This window comes from Lentibacillus sp. L22 (genome assembly GCF_040812445.1).
Classification (GTDB): Bacteria; Bacillota; Bacilli; order Bacillales; family Amphibacillaceae; genus Lentibacillus_C; species Lentibacillus_C daqui.
Window position 1 is genome coordinate 1 of the sequence record NZ_JBFNXI010000003.1, and the last position, 15842, is coordinate 15842.

The 15842-nt window shown below is 40.9% G+C and carries 15 protein-coding genes; 2 read left to right on the forward strand and 13 right to left on the reverse strand.

The features are described from left to right. Positions 1–11: 11 nt before the first annotated feature. The 4 genes from ABRT01_RS01790 to ABRT01_RS01805 form a co-directional block, all read right to left on the reverse strand. On the reverse strand, positions 12–593 hold the full coding sequence (locus ABRT01_RS01790) for a cytochrome c oxidase subunit 3 (protein WP_367746171.1): 582 nt from the start codon (positions 591–593) through the stop codon (positions 12–14). Continuing rightward, on the reverse strand, positions 586–2529 hold the full coding sequence (gene qoxB / locus ABRT01_RS01795; protein WP_367746172.1) for a cytochrome aa3 quinol oxidase subunit I: 1944 nt from the start codon (positions 2527–2529) through the stop codon (positions 586–588). Before qoxB ends, ABRT01_RS01790 begins: the two co-directional genes overlap by 8 nt. A 15-nt stretch (positions 2530–2544) precedes the next feature. Further along, positions 2545–3483, reverse strand: coding sequence for a cytochrome aa3 quinol oxidase subunit II (qoxA, locus tag ABRT01_RS01800; RefSeq protein WP_367746173.1), 939 nt, complete (start codon positions 3481–3483; stop codon positions 2545–2547). 336 nt (positions 3484–3819) lie between these two features. Then, positions 3820–3972 carry a hypothetical protein gene (locus ABRT01_RS01805; protein WP_367746174.1) on the reverse strand — a complete coding sequence of 51 codons (153 nt, stop codon included), beginning with the start codon at positions 3970–3972 and terminating at the stop codon, positions 3820–3822. A gap of 167 nt (positions 3973–4139) precedes the next feature. Between ABRT01_RS01805 and guaC the strand changes: the two genes are divergently transcribed. Beyond that, positions 4140–5123 (forward strand): GMP reductase, encoded by a 984-nt coding sequence (guaC, locus tag ABRT01_RS01810; protein ID WP_269409595.1) that lies wholly within the window; start codon positions 4140–4142, stop codon positions 5121–5123. A gap of 69 nt (positions 5124–5192) precedes the next feature. On the opposite strand, the gene ABRT01_RS01815 is transcribed toward guaC, so the two are convergent. The 9 genes from ABRT01_RS01815 to ABRT01_RS01855 form a co-directional block, all read right to left on the reverse strand. Beyond that, the gene (locus ABRT01_RS01815; RefSeq protein WP_269409596.1) at positions 5193–6053 is read right to left on the reverse strand and encodes a Cof-type HAD-IIB family hydrolase; all 861 of its coding nucleotides are present in this window, start codon (positions 6051–6053) and stop codon (positions 5193–5195) included. Between the two features lie 113 nt (positions 6054–6166). After that, the gene (locus ABRT01_RS01820; RefSeq protein WP_367746175.1) at positions 6167–6943 is read right to left on the reverse strand and encodes a Cof-type HAD-IIB family hydrolase; all 777 of its coding nucleotides are present in this window, start codon (positions 6941–6943) and stop codon (positions 6167–6169) included. A 135-nt stretch (positions 6944–7078) separates the two neighbouring features. Beyond that, on the reverse strand, positions 7079–7366 hold the full coding sequence (locus ABRT01_RS01825) for a nucleotidyltransferase domain-containing protein (protein WP_367746176.1): 288 nt from the start codon (positions 7364–7366) through the stop codon (positions 7079–7081). A gap of 262 nt (positions 7367–7628) precedes the next feature. Continuing rightward, positions 7629–9389, reverse strand: coding sequence for an adenine deaminase (gene ade / locus ABRT01_RS01830; protein WP_367746177.1), 1761 nt, complete (start codon positions 9387–9389; stop codon positions 7629–7631). Between the two features lie 28 nt (positions 9390–9417). Next, positions 9418–10731 carry an NCS2 family permease gene (locus ABRT01_RS01835; protein ID WP_367746178.1) on the reverse strand — a complete coding sequence of 438 codons (1314 nt, stop codon included), beginning with the start codon at positions 10729–10731 and terminating at the stop codon, positions 9418–9420. Between the two features lie 261 nt (positions 10732–10992). Beyond that, entirely contained in the window at positions 10993–11298 is a 306-nt protein-coding gene (locus ABRT01_RS01840) for a DUF3892 domain-containing protein (RefSeq protein WP_367746179.1), read from the reverse strand. Between the two features lie 89 nt (positions 11299–11387). Then, positions 11388–12599, reverse strand: coding sequence for an MFS transporter (locus ABRT01_RS01845; RefSeq protein WP_367746180.1), 1212 nt, complete (start codon positions 12597–12599; stop codon positions 11388–11390). Between the two features lie 260 nt (positions 12600–12859). Then, positions 12860–13090, reverse strand: coding sequence for a heavy-metal-associated domain-containing protein (locus ABRT01_RS01850; RefSeq protein ID WP_269409603.1), 231 nt, complete (start codon positions 13088–13090; stop codon positions 12860–12862). Between the two features lie 95 nt (positions 13091–13185). Then, entirely contained in the window at positions 13186–14265 is a 1080-nt protein-coding gene (locus tag ABRT01_RS01855; protein WP_367746181.1) for an NAD(P)H-dependent flavin oxidoreductase, read from the reverse strand. Between the two features lie 250 nt (positions 14266–14515). Here ABRT01_RS01855 and ABRT01_RS01860 point away from each other — a divergent pair, with 250 nt between their 5' ends. After that, positions 14516–15781 (forward strand): dicarboxylate/amino acid:cation symporter, encoded by a 1266-nt coding sequence (locus tag ABRT01_RS01860; RefSeq protein ID WP_367746183.1) that lies wholly within the window; start codon positions 14516–14518, stop codon positions 15779–15781. Positions 15782–15842: the final 61 nt, after the last annotated feature.

The window sequence follows — 15842 nt, forward strand, 5'->3', positions numbered from 1 at the left end:
GGTTTGCGGGATTACCTAACTATATCAAGGTATACCTGCCTAGTTTGGGCTGCGAAAGTTGAGCCAATAATAAATACTTTTCGACTGGTGATCTTAGTGATGCCACGTTGTCCGAGCTGAATTAACAAACAGATCATCCAAACCGTTCCAAGTGTGACATGTAGTCCGTGTGTACCAGCCAGAATAAAGAAACCCGACCAGAATGCACTGGATTGCAATGTTGCCCCTTCCTGTACATAGGTGGCAAATTCATTGACTTCAAAACCAAGGAAGCAGAAGCCAAGAATTAATGTGATCACAAGCCATGTCATCAAGCTGTTCCTTGCACCACGTCGCATCTCATGAATAGCAATTCCACAGGTGAAACTGCTGGTTAACAATAAGAAGGTCATGATCAACGTATCTTTTGCTTCAAACAGTTCCCCGGATTCGGGAGCGCCTGCCGTACGACCAAATAACACAGCATAGGTCGCAAACAGGGTTGCAAACAGAGCAAGCTCAGCAGCAAGGAAGATCCAAAATCCAAGAATATTCAGCCGTCCTTGTTCCGATTGGTATTCCAGTGGTCGAGACTCTACATGTTGCTCACTCATGATCTAACCCCCTTCTTTCCCGCTCCAAACGTTTTATTTCAGCAACGCTAATATGATAGCCCTCATCATAGTCAAATGACCGGATAATCATCATGATAAAACCACCAGCCAGGAATATAGCTGCAAGTGGGATCCATTCAAAGACAAGCGCAAAACTTGCAAAGAACAAGATCAACATCATAATGAATGGTTTACCCGAATTGTTTGGCATATGAATTGGCTGCAGTTTTTTCTCCTCAAAGGTTGTTTCACCTTTTTCCTTCATTTCCATGAAGGCGTCCAACTGATGTACTTCAGGCAATGTCGCAAAATTATATGGTGGTACCGGAGTAGGCGTTGCCCATTCCAGCGTCCGTCCACCCCAGGCATCGCCAGTCTCTTCACGTGGACTATACCGGTAACTATAATAAACATTATAAACGAAAATCGCAAAGCCAATTCCCATTCCGAACGCGCCAATTGTTGAAATGAAATTAAGTGTGAACCATTCCGGCATGATATAGAATATCCGTCTTGGCATCCCGTCCCAGCCAATAAAATACTGTGGCAAGAAACAAACATGAAAGCCAATCAAGAAGAACCAGAAGGCCCATTTACCCAACCGTTCATTTAATTTCAATCCAAACATTTTTGGATACCAGTACGTTAAACCGGCAAAACATGCAAACACCGTTCCTGCAATCAGCACGTAATGGAAGTGTGCAATCAGGAAGTAGGAATTATGAAACTGGTAATCTGCCGAGGCCATTCCCAACATAACACCGGTTACCCCGCCAATCACAAAGCTTGGAACAAATGCCAACGCCCAGAGCATGGCCGTGGAAAATTCAATTTTTGATTTATACAGAGTACCAAGCCAGTTAAATATTTTCACACCGGTTGGTACAGCAATCAACATCGTTGAAACCGAGAATACCGAGTTGACAAATGCGCCTGCTCCCATGGTAAAGAAATGGTGAACCCAGACAAGGAAGCTAAGCCCGGCGATAATAATGATTGACCATACCATCGCATTATAGCCGAATAGCCGTTTATGGGCAAAGGTCGATATGACTTCCGAAAAGATACCAAACGCCGGCAAAATAACAATATATACTTCCGGGTGTCCCCACATCCAAAATAGGTTTGCCCACATCATCGGCAATCCCTCACCAGTAAGTGTGAAAAATTGCGACCCGAAAATCCTGTCAATCGTTAACAACGCAAGTGCGATTGTCAGAATTGGAAAGGCAAAGATAATGATAAAACAGGTTATCAACGAAGACCAGGTGAAAATCGGCATTTGAAACATTTTCATGCCAGGTGCACGCATTTTCAAGATGGTTACCATCAAGTTAATACCGGTCGCTAACGTACCTATACCAGCAAGCTGCAAACCTAGTAAATAAAAGTTTTCACCAGGTCCCGGACTCATTGCCGCCCCAGCCAATGGGGTGTAACTCGTCCAGCCGGCATCAGGTGATCCCCCAATAACAAACGAGATATTAAATAACATCGCTCCAAAGAAGAAAGACCAAAAACTAATCGCGTTCACAAACGGAAAGGCAAAGTCCCGCGCACCAATTTGCAATGGGACAACGATGTTCATTAAACCAATCAGAAACGGCATCGCCATAAAGATGATCATAACCGTTCCGTGCGTAGTGAAAATTTCATTATAATGCTGAGCGTTTAAAAAGTTCCAATTCGGAACCGCCAATTGCGCGCGCATCATTAATGCGTCCATCCCACCGCGAAATAACATCGCCAAGGCACTTAAAATATACATAATGCCAATTTTTTTATGATCAACCGTTGTCAGCCATTCCTGCCACAGCCATTTCCACTTTTTAAAATAAGTCAGGATAAAAATGATCGCTGACGTCACGAGTACAATAGCAACCATACCGCCATAAATCAGCGGTTCACCGGTAACGAAAAATTCATCTAGTTTCATGGATTCACCAACTTTCTATTTTTCATTTTCTATACTTTCTTTTACCGTTTTACGTTCCAAACCTATTGACTCTTTGTATAAATCCCTGAAACGTGAGATTTCATAATCCATTCCTGCATGGGTTCCATGATTTACCCAATCCAGGTGGGTCGATGAGTATGTCTGTTTATCCGTAAGCCCAGGCTTAATTAATTGGTCGTATTGCTTTTGTGTCAATTTCGGTGCATTTGCTTTTTTGTCCTTCACCCAATCCTGAAACGCGCCGGGATCTTCCGCATGTACTTTGAATTTTTGTTCAGCAAAACCTTCCCCATTGAAATTGGAATTCATTCCCTTATAGACACCAGGTTCATCCGCTTGCAAATAGAGAATGGTCTCCATCCCGGCCATGTTGTATTTCTGTCCGCCGAGTTGTGGGATCCACAGTGCAGCCATGGATCCTGTAGAGGACAGACGGAATTCAATCCGGCGATCAGTAGGGATGTGCAGATAATTCACTGTTTCGATCCCCTCTTCCGGATAACTGAAAATCCATTTCCAGTCGGCAGATGTTGCATAAACAACCAGCGGATCTTTTGAGCTGTTTTCTACCGATGCCTCTGGTGGCTTTTCCAAATCAAACAAGGTCGTAACTGTTGGGATAGCCAACGCTGTTACAATCAAGATAGGAATGACCGTCCAAATCGTTTCAATCAGATTATTCCCATGCATATTGCCATCATAGCTTTCCTCCGTACGATTTTTATGATTACGATATTTGATCACAATAATGGTAAATGCCACATAGACAACAAGAATAATCCCCCCCATAAAATATAGGGAGTATACAATCAAGTTACGCTGACTTTCGGCAACCGGTCCTTTGGGGTCAAAGATTGCCATTTGTTCACAACCACTCAACAAACAGAGAATTGCTACTAGTATAAGTGTCAGGCCTTTTTTGTTCACACGCATTCGTAACACTCCTAAGGTTATTTACTATCAACATCACGTTTAACTTGTAAATTCGATACCAGTTAGTTTAACAATCCAATACAAAAAGATAAATAGCTAAGAAAGCTTATATGATAATGTTCATGTTATTGTTGATACATTGACACAAAAAGTTTACATTTGTCGAATGAAAAACGAAAAGGTTTTGTATTTTCACGGAATATACATCACAAGCCCGTATAATATTTTTCACAAGTAGGCATACCCTAAAACATTTCCTTTCACACATACTTTGATTGGTCACAGTAAAACAAAAAGGCCGCTCCAATCAATGGGACAGCCTTCCTGTTTTACTTTTTATTTGCGTTTTCGTTTATTTTTCTTACCGTCCAAATTTAGAAACTCACTATCCTCGGAAAACTCTGCGTCGTTTCTGCCAATCTTGTCATGTCTCGTCCAATTGTTTTGTCTGCCTTTATCCTTATTGCGATTTTTGTTTTCTTCAGACATCATGGATCCTCCTCATATCAGGTACTTCATATAGATTGTCCATTTTGACAAAAATTATCAACCGCATACCCCGCTAATTGACACACATCAAAAAATCAAGTATTATGATAATAGACGAACATTTTTTATTTATAATATTTTATTATTCGTTTTTAGGAGTGTATATCATGGAAAATGTATTTGATTACGAAGATATTCAATTGATTCCCGCTAAATGTGTGGTCGAAAGTCGCTCGGAATGTGATACATCGGTAACATTTGGCGGACGTACATTCGAACTACCTGTTGTCCCCGCTAATATGCAGACAATTATTGATGAAAAGATTGCCCTTTATATGGCAGAGCATAATTATTTTTATATCATGCATCGATTCAAGCCAGAAAGAAGACTTCATTTTGTTAAAGATATGCAAGAGCGTGGGCTGTTTGCTTCGATAAGTGTCGGAGTTAAGAAGGAGGAATATGCGTTCATTCAACAATTGGCCGATGAACAGCTTATTCCTGAATATATTACGATTGACATTGCCCATGGTCATTCAAATGCGGTCATCAAAATGATTCAACATATTAAACAGCTTTTGCCTGATAGTTTTGTTATTGCCGGAAATGTTGGTACGCCGGAAGCGGTTAGAGAATTGGAGCATGCGGGTGCGGATGCGACAAAAGTAGGTATTGGCCCGGGAAAAGTATGTATAACCAAAATAAAAACCGGATTTGGTACAGGTGGCTGGCAACTTGCTGCCCTAAAATGGTGTGCCAAAGCAGCAAGCAAACCAATTATTGCTGATGGCGGGATTCGCACGCATGGCGATATTGCCAAATCCATCCGTTTTGGCGCATCCATGGTGATGATTGGTTCATTATTTGCCGGTCACGAAGAATCACCTGGTGAAACAATTGAAAAAGAGGGACAACGTTATAAAGAATATTTTGGCTCGGCCTCTGAATTTCAAAAAGGTGAAAAGAAAAATGTCGAGGGCAAAAAAATGTATGTAGATTATAAAGGACCACTGCAAGATACTCTGAACGAAATGAAACAGGATTTGCAATCATCCGTTTCTTATGCTGGCGGGAATAAATTGGATGCCATCCGTACTGTTGATTACGTAGTGGTCAAGAATTCGATCTTTAATGGAGATAAGGTATATTAAGTATAGGAAAAAGCGCGGGCCAACACGGTTATTCATGTTGGCCAGCCTGCCTTTCATATATGGTATGTTTTAATCCTCCTGCAAAACCCATTTCTTTAATCCATATGCCACGCCATTGTTCTCATGATGCACCGATACATAATCAGCCACTTCTTTCAGCTTTTCTTCCGCATTTCCCATGGCAATGCCCAATCCGGCTACTTCAAACATGGAGACATCATTTAAGTTATCTCCCATTGCAACGGTATTTTCCAACTCTATTCCCATATAATTGGCAAAAAATTGGAGCGCATTACCCTTACTTGCCTTTGGGTGTGCAATTTCCAGTTTTTGTTGACCGGATGTCGTTAGTGATATGTCATTTCGTTTTGCTAATTGCTCCTGGAGCTTGTCCCGTTTTTCTTGGTCAAACGAGAGAACAAATAGCTTATAAACCTCTAAAGGCTTGAAATCAATCGCATGGTAATCGGGAACATATGTGATACCACCCTGTTTCGACTGGGTATCAAGCATCTGATAGGCATGCTCGACATCAAGATTGCCCGTTTGTTCCTGCATATGTTCAATCTCTTCCATTAAGAATTGCTTTCCATCTTCTTCTATGTAAACTCCTTGATTCGTATAAATTTCGTAATATAATCCTATTTTTTCGATCAAATCCATGATGTCTGTCATTACGTTTACCGGAATAATCAAATGTTGAATTCGTTCACCCGCGTGAAATACGACCGCACCATTTCCCGTTATAATCGAGCAGTCTAACCCGGCCAGATGCAATATTTCCTGTGTATCATGCAGCGAGCGGCCAGATGAAATGGCAATCGTATTTCCCTGTCGTTGTGCCTGTTTAATAACTTCCCTATTCTCTTCGCTGATCGTACCATCATGTGATAAAAGTGTTCCATCCAGATCAATTGCAATTAATGTCAACGCTTTTCCCCCATTACAAATTTATCTTCTATTTAAGTTTGAATGAATCTCTTGCTTTTATTGAATCAAGGAAACACTCCTCTTCCATGAAAAAGAGGAGCGTTTGATCTTCATCATTCCGCCATTCCAAGACATTTTAACCCATATGCCAAACCATCTTCGTCAACCGTTTTTGTCACCATATCGGCATGTGGAATCAAATCCGGATGTGCATTTCCCATTGCAACGCCCATACCAACATACTCCAGCATTTCCCGATCATTTAAGCCATCTCCAAAGGCAACAGCTTCTTGTGGTGTCAGATTAAGATGCCGGAGCATATCCCGAATACCATGCGCCTTTGATAAACCTTTTGGCATCACATCCATCGCAAGTTCATGATACCGGACAAATGACAAATCCGTAACTGATTGTGTGTACAATTCTTCTTCATCTTCCTGGCAATAGAGCACAACTTGATATATGTCTTCCTGCTCCCAATAATCAGGATTAAACGCAGGTGTATAATGCAACTTTAATTCAGTGAATGTATGATTTACGTCCGGATGATCTTTCACATTGCAAACCGCTTGATCCATTCCGGAAAAAACGAGTGGATGATTATATTGTTTGGCCCGTTGCACCAACGTTTGCAAATATTCACGTTTCAGTGGATATTTTTGTATCACTTTTCCCTCGTGCACCATATATGTACCATTATAACTAACGAATGAGCTGATATCCAAGTCACCAGCTATTTCTTGAAAATGAAATGGTGGCCGTCCTGTTGCCAAGACAATTTCAATCCCTTTATCCTGTAATTTTTTGATCGCTTTTTTAGTTGGATCAGAAATAACCTTTTCTTTGTTTACCAGCGTCCCGTCAATATCAATGAAGACAATTTTATACATAAAATCTCCCTTTGCTTTTTGCCCTATTGTTCCCGAGATAACCAGTTTCGTCAAATGTGGTTAAGTTGAACCATTCAGGAATTTACTGGCAGTTTATCCCCTCAAGTTCTTGAAGTGGGGGGTATTACTGCCAGTTCATGCGTGATAGATAACAACGCCATCCCTTGTAATCTGCTGTTTTAATTCTGCATTTAATTCGTCACAAAATACGACATCACATGAATAAATACCAACCAGTTCATCTATTTCTTCCTTGACTTCAGCTTTCTGGTTCCCTTTTGTTGAAATACATAAATCAATATCCGAATTATAAGCCGCCATATTTTTTGCCCGGGAACCAAATAAAGTTACTTTAACAATAAAATCATGTTGTTTAAAATAGTTCATCAAATGATTGTAGACTGATTTTTCAATACCGTACATTTACATCACACGTTCTTTCAATGGTAAAAATATATTTGGGTAAATTAACTTAAAACTATCTGTATCACCGTATCACTCTCAACTATGATATCATGAATTTTTATAATTTAAAGCATGAATTAATGGAGCGTAAACTAATCACTTATTTGGTAGAAAACAATGAAATCAGCACTTTATGAACCCAAGTGCGAATATAGATAAAAAGCATGAAGTTAGCAAAAACCCCATGCTTTGTTACCAGAAATTTTTATTGTCGTTTGAATTACGCATCCACAAACAACGGAATCAGCTCTTGCTTATCCACATCGACCAAGCCGAGATCGCTTATTCGGATTTCCGGAATAACGGTCAATGTTAATGAAGAAAAGGCCATGGCTGGTGACCGTCTGCCTACTTTCACTCCCATTGATTTGGCTATCTCGCTAAAACGTTCAACTTTTGGTGAAAGTTCCTCGATTGGCTCAGGTGACATCAAACCAGCTAATGGTAAATGCAATTGATCCCTGATTTGACCGTCCTTCACCAAACATAATCCGCCACCAGCTTTTTGTACCTGCTCTGCAGCCAATAACATATCATATGCATTTGTTCCGACAACAACTAAATTATGACTGTCATGCGCAACCGTTGTCGCATAGGCACCATGACGAAGGCCGGAATTTTTCAATACACCGACAAACGGTTCCCGATTTTGTCCATGACGGCCAGTAACAGATGCAAACACATAATCCTCTGGCAGCGATGTTATTTTCCTATCGTTTACCTGCAATTTCAATGTTCCTTTTTCTGTTGTACCAACTTTTGTAATTTCCATTGTATTTAATGTAACCGTACCATTTTCCACGGGTGCATGGATGATAAAATCTTCCTCTGTCAATTCCGGAATACGCACCGTATTTCTTAGCAACGGTGGAATTGCACTGGTGATTTCTTCGGTTACCTGACCGTCTGCCACCAATTGTTTCCCACTTACAAATACATCATTGACTTCCATCGTTTTCAAATCGTCTACTAAGGAAAAATCAGCCAGATATCCGGCTGCAATTGCGCCACGATCATGCAAGCCATAACGAATGGCACCGTTTAATGATGCATATCGAATCGCCAATGCTGCCGGTATCCCTTCCTCAATACACCGGCGAACGACACGGTTCATTTGCCCATTTTTTAACATATCACTTGGCTCTACATCATCCGTACACATAGCGATATTGGAGACATGTGGTACAGATTTCCAAGCCTCTGCGGCTATATCGGCAAACTGGCTGACACTGGATTCACGTATATAAACCAGCATACCGGCACGCAGTTTTTCCACAATCTCTTCACTCGTGCGGCTCTCATGATCGGAATTGACCCCTGCGGCTAAATAGGCATGCAGGTCACGACCCGAAACCCTGGGCAAATGACCTTCATTCCGTACACCAGCATCCAAGCCCTTCTGAACAATGCCCGCCATTCTTGGGTTTTGTTTAATGACACCGACATAATCCATTAATTCAGCCACTCCCACAACGTTCGGTAATTGCAACAGTGCCTCCATATCATCCGGATTGAATTCTGCTCCTGCAGTTTCCAAGCCAGGCACAGCCGGTACACAGGAAGGAATGGTAGTTAAAATTTTCACGGGCAGATCCTTGCTTGCTTCCACCATATACTTTACCCCTTCTGCACCTAAACAATTGCCAATTTCGTGTGGGTCAATCACTGCAACCGTTGTGCCATGTCTTAGAACCGCTTTGGCAAACATATCTGGCGGGATCATCGTGCTTTCAATGTGCACATGGCAATCGATCAAGCCTGGAACGGCATATTTTCCTTTTGCATCTATCTCATGTTTCCCCTCCATCGGGAATGTTGGCTGGTTATTTTCATACCGGGCAATCGCTGCAAACCGATTTTCTTTCATGCCAATATCTGCCTGGTAAATTTCCGCTGTAAAAACGTTGACCAAGTTTACTCCACGAATAATCGTATCCATTAATTCATCTCCGCGTGCAGCGGCAACAATGTGTTCACGCATATGTATGTCAACACTCCTTTTCTCTTTATTATTCAGCTAATGTGATGAAATAAATAATTAATGGGATCATCACGATATACAGACCCCAATGTACTTCCCTAAATCTTCCTGATAGACTTTTTACTACCACATAAATGATGATTCCAGCGGCAATACCATTTCCAAAGTTAAAGGTGAATATGGTAATAACGATCGTCATAAATGCTGGCAATGATTCGGTTACATCAGCAAAATTAATATTTTTAACCGAAGATAGCATCGTTAATCCAACCAAAATGAGCGCTGGCGCCGTTGCCTCGGTTGGAATAATCATGATCAGCGGCGTTATAAATAAGGTAAGCAGGAATAAAATACCGGTCGTTACCGATGTTAAGCCAGTACGTCCGCCAGCTTCAACTCCTGCTGCTGATTCCACATAGGTGCTCATAACAGGGACAGAGAACAAAGAGCCCAGCACGGTGCCACCAGCATCAACGGAAAATGGTTTATCAATATTCGGCAAATCCCCATTTTTATCCAACATATCTCCTTTGCTAGCTACTCCTAACATGGTACCAAGACTCGAGAAGAAATCGGGTACAAAAAATGCCAACATAAACGGAAAATAGGAGATCTTTAATGCCTCCATAATGTCCAATTTAAAGGCTACCGGTGCGATGCTTTGTGGAAGTGAAAAGACCGAATCCGGCAATTTGGTAACCCCCATTGGTATGCCGATTAATGTGACAATAACAATACCAATCAACAGGTGCCCACGCACATTCCTTGCCAACAGTACACTCATAATCATGAAACCAATTAATGCTAAAATTGCGTTTGGTGAGCCGATATCTCCAAGCTGCAATGAATTGGCATCTTCACTCGCTACCACAAGCCCTGCATTGCGAAAACCAATTAATGCGATAAATAACCCAACCCCTGCTCCGATAGAAAGTTTGATTGCAGGCGGCATTACTTTGACGATAAGCTGTCGCAAACCCAAAATCGTAAATAAAACAAATAGAACACCCGAAATAAATACCATTCCCATCCCGACTTGCCATGGGATCCCCTCTGATACAACTAATGTAACCGATAAAAAAGCAACGGAACCAAGACCCGGCGCTAAAGCAAATGGACGATTACTGTAAAGTCCCATGATAATTGTGATGATACCGGTCATCAGAATCACGGCAATTGTTACCGGACCTTTGGGTATTCCACCCTCTTCCAGCATACCTGGTACAACGATTAAAACATAGAGCATCGTCATAAAAACAGTTAATCCTGCGGTAAATTCCGTTCTCACATTTGTTCGATGTGCGGTTAATTTAAATAATTTTTCCGTTATTTTATTGTTCATGATGTTTCCCCCTTGATGCCAGCGATATTCAAGCCTATTTCTAACTAATAACGAACATTCAGATTGATTTTTACCAATTCATTCGTAATTTATTATACTGCTTAATTTATCAGTAGGATAATAGATTGTCAAGGGTAAACACGAACATTACGTAATATATTTCTGCAAAAGTACGGAAACGGTGAAATTCGGGGTCTAACCCTCCGAAGCATTAAAGCCCCCCATCACACGAACGTAATTGTGTAAGGGGGGACTTACACCTTAAAAACTGTCCAGATTATCCAGGTTATTCTCCTTTATCCCGTCTGGTTCACTGCGAATGATATCGCGGCCATATTTATGGAACACATCTACATGTGCCAGCTTGCCTGCTTTCGCTTCATCAAGTGCAGTTATATAGTCCAATTCCCTGCCGCTTTCCGTTTTAAAGGCAATAATATCACCGTCATCATTCTTACGGACTGCCACTATTTGTTCTTGCCTCAGATGCGCTGAAGCACTGCCAGCTTCCATATCCGATTGATTCCTGTATTCATCATATACTTGTTCAAAATCTTTATTTTCCATAAAAAAACACCTCCATCTATACGTTTAGTATGAATGGAAGGTGTTTGATTTATGTGTTTTCATCGAATTTGTTTAGCTTATTCCCATCTCTACAATGAATTTGTCGCCTGTCTCCGTTTACTTTTGATCCATCTGCCCTCCAAATTAAATACGAAATAAACCAGTAAAAGCACAACACCAAGTATTGTGGCAAATTCGTACATGGAACTATAGCCAACCCTACTGACGACTGTACCAAGGATGATAGCACCAACTGCATGTCCTAAGTCCATAAAGCTCAATGCCATTGCATTTGCTGTTGCCTTGTTGCCTGGAAGCACCCGGCTGACCGCCCACGCTTGCAATGTTGGTTGCATCACACCATATGCCAAACCATAAAAAACACTTGCTATTACCAGCGTGCTCATATTTTGCATATTGGCAAGCATCATCAAGCCAATAATCGCACAAATAGCGGAAGGATAAAGCAACACTTTATGTCCTCTTCTATCATAGATTCTACCGGAAAATGGTCTGGTTATCAGTAGCATAATCATAAGAATGAAGAAAAAGAAAGAAGTATCACTCATTCCCACCGATTTTCCGAGACCATCAAGAAAGTTCACATTACCAGTAAAGGTGATATAAAATAAAAATAGCAATAAGCACGGAATAAACGCTTTACCCGCAAAAGCCGATTGTAATAACGATGTATTTTGCACTTGTTCTTTGTCATAGTCATGCACTTCTTCCATGTCTTCTCGTTTAAACAACATTGCACCAGCAAGAATAGCGACTATAAGGACGAGCGAAAAAATAAGTAACGCGTAAAACGATACGGAATGAATAAAAAATAGCGCAACCATAGGGCCAATCGTTGTACCCACGCTGGTCGCCATACCATAATAACCAATTCCCTCGCCCAGGCGGTGATTTGGAACCACGTTTGTCACCACGGTAGCTAATAGTGTCGTCGTAACACCAAATCCCAACCCTTGAAACACTCTCAAGATAACCAAAGCGGGTATAGATTCCCAAATAAAACTAAACAAAATCATGAAAAAAATATAAACAATGGATAATACCAGTAACTTTTTCATGTTAATTTTATGCATCATCATTCCCATAATCGGCCGGGACACAACCGCCGCAAACATAAATGCGGTCGTCATAAAACCAGCATTTGCAGGATTGTGACTAATTTCCGTCACATAAACCGGAAAACCACCTAATAAGGCTTGCAGACTTAGGAAGAATAAAAAAGTTAATGTAACAGCAAGTATATATTGCCATGTCCATAATTTCTCCTTTGTTTGTTTCAATGAAATTCCTTCTTTCTCGGTCTAAAAAATAATGTTATCCATTCGTAAAAGAATCTGCTAGTCTAAATAATGTCCCGCAGAAAACGGACAATAGCCATTATTATACTAGATTACCTTTCATATGTTGAGGTATTTGATCAGTATTCATAGATTTAATAGTATCTGTTTTGAAACATTACTTTTACCAGCCCAGATGCATCTCGTGATTTTCAAAACAAAAATTCCGCAGGCATCACCCCCACGGAAATAAAGTCTATCTATTATAATGTATGAACCTGAGCCACTTTCGCTGAAAACCCAACCCTATGAATTCGGTCAACAATATCTGCCATGGTTATCAAACTTTGATCGAATGTTACACAACCCATTCCATTCTGCCAGTCCACTTCAATTTCAATGACACCTTGCATCTTTGAAACGGCTTTTTCAATTTTGATTGGACAGTTGATGCAATGCATCCCATCAATATCCAAATACGCTGTTTCGATCATGCTCACCACCTTTGGGCACTAATAATACATTCTATGTTTACCCAAAACAGCTTAGAACAACGGACAAGGTATGAAAGTAAGCCATCATGAATCAACTACCTTGCCTCTTTATTATTCACCATACCATCAACTTGAGAAATCATATCCGAAATCATTTCACCAGCGGATTGTTGTTTACTTGAACGTGGATTTTGACCACACCAAAGGGACATCCATTCAGGCCGATTTTGTTTACCTGCTTCACTGCGAATCGGTTTTGTTAGCGTATTTTGAATCGGATATTTCGGCAGTTTATTCTCATATTTTGCCATTTTTGTGATAAACTCGTTTCTGATGCCTCTTGCAGGTTTACCGCTAAATGATGAGGTCACAACCGGTTGATCCTCATGACTGTTCAAAATCGCCTCTTTATGTTGTTCCGCCACTCCGCTTTCCAGACTAGTGACAAAGGCCGTTCCCATTTGGACAGCTTCAGCACCCAATACCAGAGCTGCCAGAACACCTCTCCCGTCCATGATACCGCCTGCTGCAATCACCGGAATATCGACATGATCCACGGTTTGCGGAACAAGTGCCATTGTCCCGATCATCGCCTCCGCAAATGATCCTATAAAGGTTCCACGATGACCTCCAGCTTCACTTCCTTGTACAACTACCATATCCATACCGTTTTCCTCGTTGGCGATCGCTTCTTTTACGGTCGTCGCGGTTCCGATCACCGTCACATCGGCCTTCTTCAGTTCGTTTACCATTTCTTTAGTTGGCATACCGAATGTAAAACTGCATACGGGAATTCGTTCTTTTATCACAATCTCCATTTGCTTTTCAAAAAGAGATGTGGATGGTTTATTCACTTTTGGTATTTCCGAAATATTCAATTCTTCCCGAAAAGGCCGGAGCCATTCATTTGCTTGTTCGATTTCTTCTTCGGATACATCCGGAGTTTCCGGAATAAATAAATTCACGCCAAAATGGTTATTCGTGAGCTGTTTAATCTTCTGAATACTCTCTTCCATCTGTTCCGGACTCATATAACCGGCACCAAGCGTCCCAAGGGCACCAGTATTGGAAACAGCAGCAACCAGTTCAGGCGTTGTAACACCTCCAGCCATCCCCGCCTGAACGATTGGATATTTGATATGCAAATCTTGTGTGATTCTGTTTTCATACCACATCTTTACCTCTCCTTAGTTTCTGTTATCATCAGCCTTGCAATACTTTAATTGTAGACCTGGAGCAACTGAAAAATCAAACAATCATTATGTTCTTGTCCGAGAGTTTTTTAATTTAATGAAATCATCGTAATTAATTTTTCGTAATCAATTTCTTTTACTGCAATAACCACAGGAAAAGACAAAGCTAGGTCATTAATCATGTATCCGTTATCATAATATATATTTAAAAGGTTATATGGAGGGATTTCCTATGTATAAGCTCTGGAAATGGTACCTGGGAAAGTCGTTTATCTCGAAAATTTCGGTTGGATTTTTGCTGGGAATTATCGTTGGTTTGATTTTCGGTCAGTCAGCAAGTGTGTTGGCGCCTTTGGGAGATGTGTTTCTAAATCTCTTGAAAATGATCGTCATTCCTCTCATTCTATTGACAATCATTGTTTCCGTAAATAATGCCAATCCCAAAGAATTAGGACGTATTGGTGGTAAAATTTTTCCCTACTACATTATTACGACTGCTATCTCCGTATTTCTTGGTCTTGTGATTGCCAAAATGATTAACCCCGGAAGCGGCCTGGAATTGCCAACCAGCACGAATATGGAAGTTTCAGAAGCACCATCGCTAATTGATGTATTGTTACAAATCATACCTGCAAATATATTTCAATCCCTTGTCGATGGTGATGTTTTGAGCATTGTCTTTTTAGCGGTGATTGTTGGGTTTGCCATCTCCTTCATGCGCAATTCCACGGAATCACACATGAACGAATGGGGATCGCTATTGTTGAAGTTGATGGAAGGTGGCAGTGAGGTGAGCTTTCGAATTTTAAATGGTATCTTACAATATGCACCAGTTGGCGTGTTGGGAATTACGGCATCAACCATTGGTAATCAAGGGCTTCATACCTTACAATCATTAGCCAAATATGTCGGTGCATCTTATCTTGGCGTTGCGATTCATATGTTTATCATTTTTTCGATATTGTTATTAATTTTTAAAGTTCCTGTATTGAAATTTTTCCGTGACATACGTGAAGCAATGATGACAGCTTTTGTTACGGCCAGTAGTTTAGGTACGCTCCCAATCACCATTAAAAATGCGCATAAAGCAGGTATCAGTGATCGAGTGGCCAATTTTACTCTGCCAATTGGTGCCACTGTCAATATGAACGGTTCCGGAATTCATTTTGGGGTTGGCGTTGTGTTTGCTGCCAATATTGTCGGTTATGATCTCTCAATCGGCGCAATTGTTGCTATTATCTTGACCGGAACACTAGCTGCAGTGGGTACTGCCGGTGTACCTGGAGCGGGGTTAATCGGTATGTCGATTGTATTTACACAAGCAGGGCTTCCAATTGAAATTGTTGGTCTTACAGCAGGTGTAAATGTGTTAACCGATATGGTTTTTACCTGCTGTAATGTGACCGGTGATCTGATTGGAGCAGCTATTGTCGATAAGAGTGAGAAAAAACATATAATGTCGACGAAAGATGCGATAAATGAAACGACTTCCAATTAAGGCTTAAGGACTTTGCAAAGGGCAAAACGTAAAGTTACGTAAAGTTATTGCAACGATGTAA

Excerpts from the sequence above, each read along its gene's own strand:
- ABRT01_RS01805 (WP_367746174.1), bottom strand. The coding sequence starts at position 3,972 with ATGTCTGAAGAAAACAAAAATCGCAATAAGGATAAAGGCAGACAAAAC.
- ABRT01_RS01850 (WP_269409603.1), bottom strand. The coding sequence starts at position 13,090 with ATGATCGAAACAGCGTATTTGGATATTGATGGGATGCATTGCATCAAC.
- guaC (WP_269409595.1), top strand. The coding sequence starts at position 4,140 with ATGGAAAATGTATTTGATTACGAAGATATTCAATTGATTCCCGCTAAA.
- qoxB (WP_367746172.1), bottom strand. The coding sequence starts at position 2,529 with ATGAAACTAGATGAATTTTTCGTTACCGGTGAACCGCTGATTTATGGC.
- ABRT01_RS01820 (WP_367746175.1), bottom strand. The coding sequence starts at position 6,943 with ATGTATAAAATTGTCTTCATTGATATTGACGGGACGCTGGTAAACAAA.
- ABRT01_RS01825 (WP_367746176.1), bottom strand. The coding sequence starts at position 7,366 with ATGTACGGTATTGAAAAATCAGTCTACAATCATTTGATGAACTATTTT.
- ABRT01_RS01835 (WP_367746178.1), bottom strand. The coding sequence starts at position 10,731 with ATGAACAATAAAATAACGGAAAAATTATTTAAATTAACCGCACATCGA.
- ade (WP_367746177.1), bottom strand. The coding sequence starts at position 9,389 with ATGCGTGAACACATTGTTGCCGCTGCACGCGGAGATGAATTAATGGAT.
- qoxA (WP_367746173.1), bottom strand. The coding sequence starts at position 3,483 with ATGCGTGTGAACAAAAAAGGCCTGACACTTATACTAGTAGCAATTCTC.
- ABRT01_RS01855 (WP_367746181.1), bottom strand. The coding sequence starts at position 14,265 with ATGTGGTATGAAAACAGAATCACACAAGATTTGCATATCAAATATCCA.
- ABRT01_RS01840 (WP_367746179.1), bottom strand. The coding sequence starts at position 11,298 with ATGGAAAATAAAGATTTTGAACAAGTATATGATGAATACAGGAATCAA.
- ABRT01_RS01860 (WP_367746183.1), top strand. The coding sequence starts at position 14,516 with ATGTATAAGCTCTGGAAATGGTACCTGGGAAAGTCGTTTATCTCGAAA.
- ABRT01_RS01790 (WP_367746171.1), bottom strand. The coding sequence starts at position 593 with ATGAGTGAGCAACATGTAGAGTCTCGACCACTGGAATACCAATCGGAA.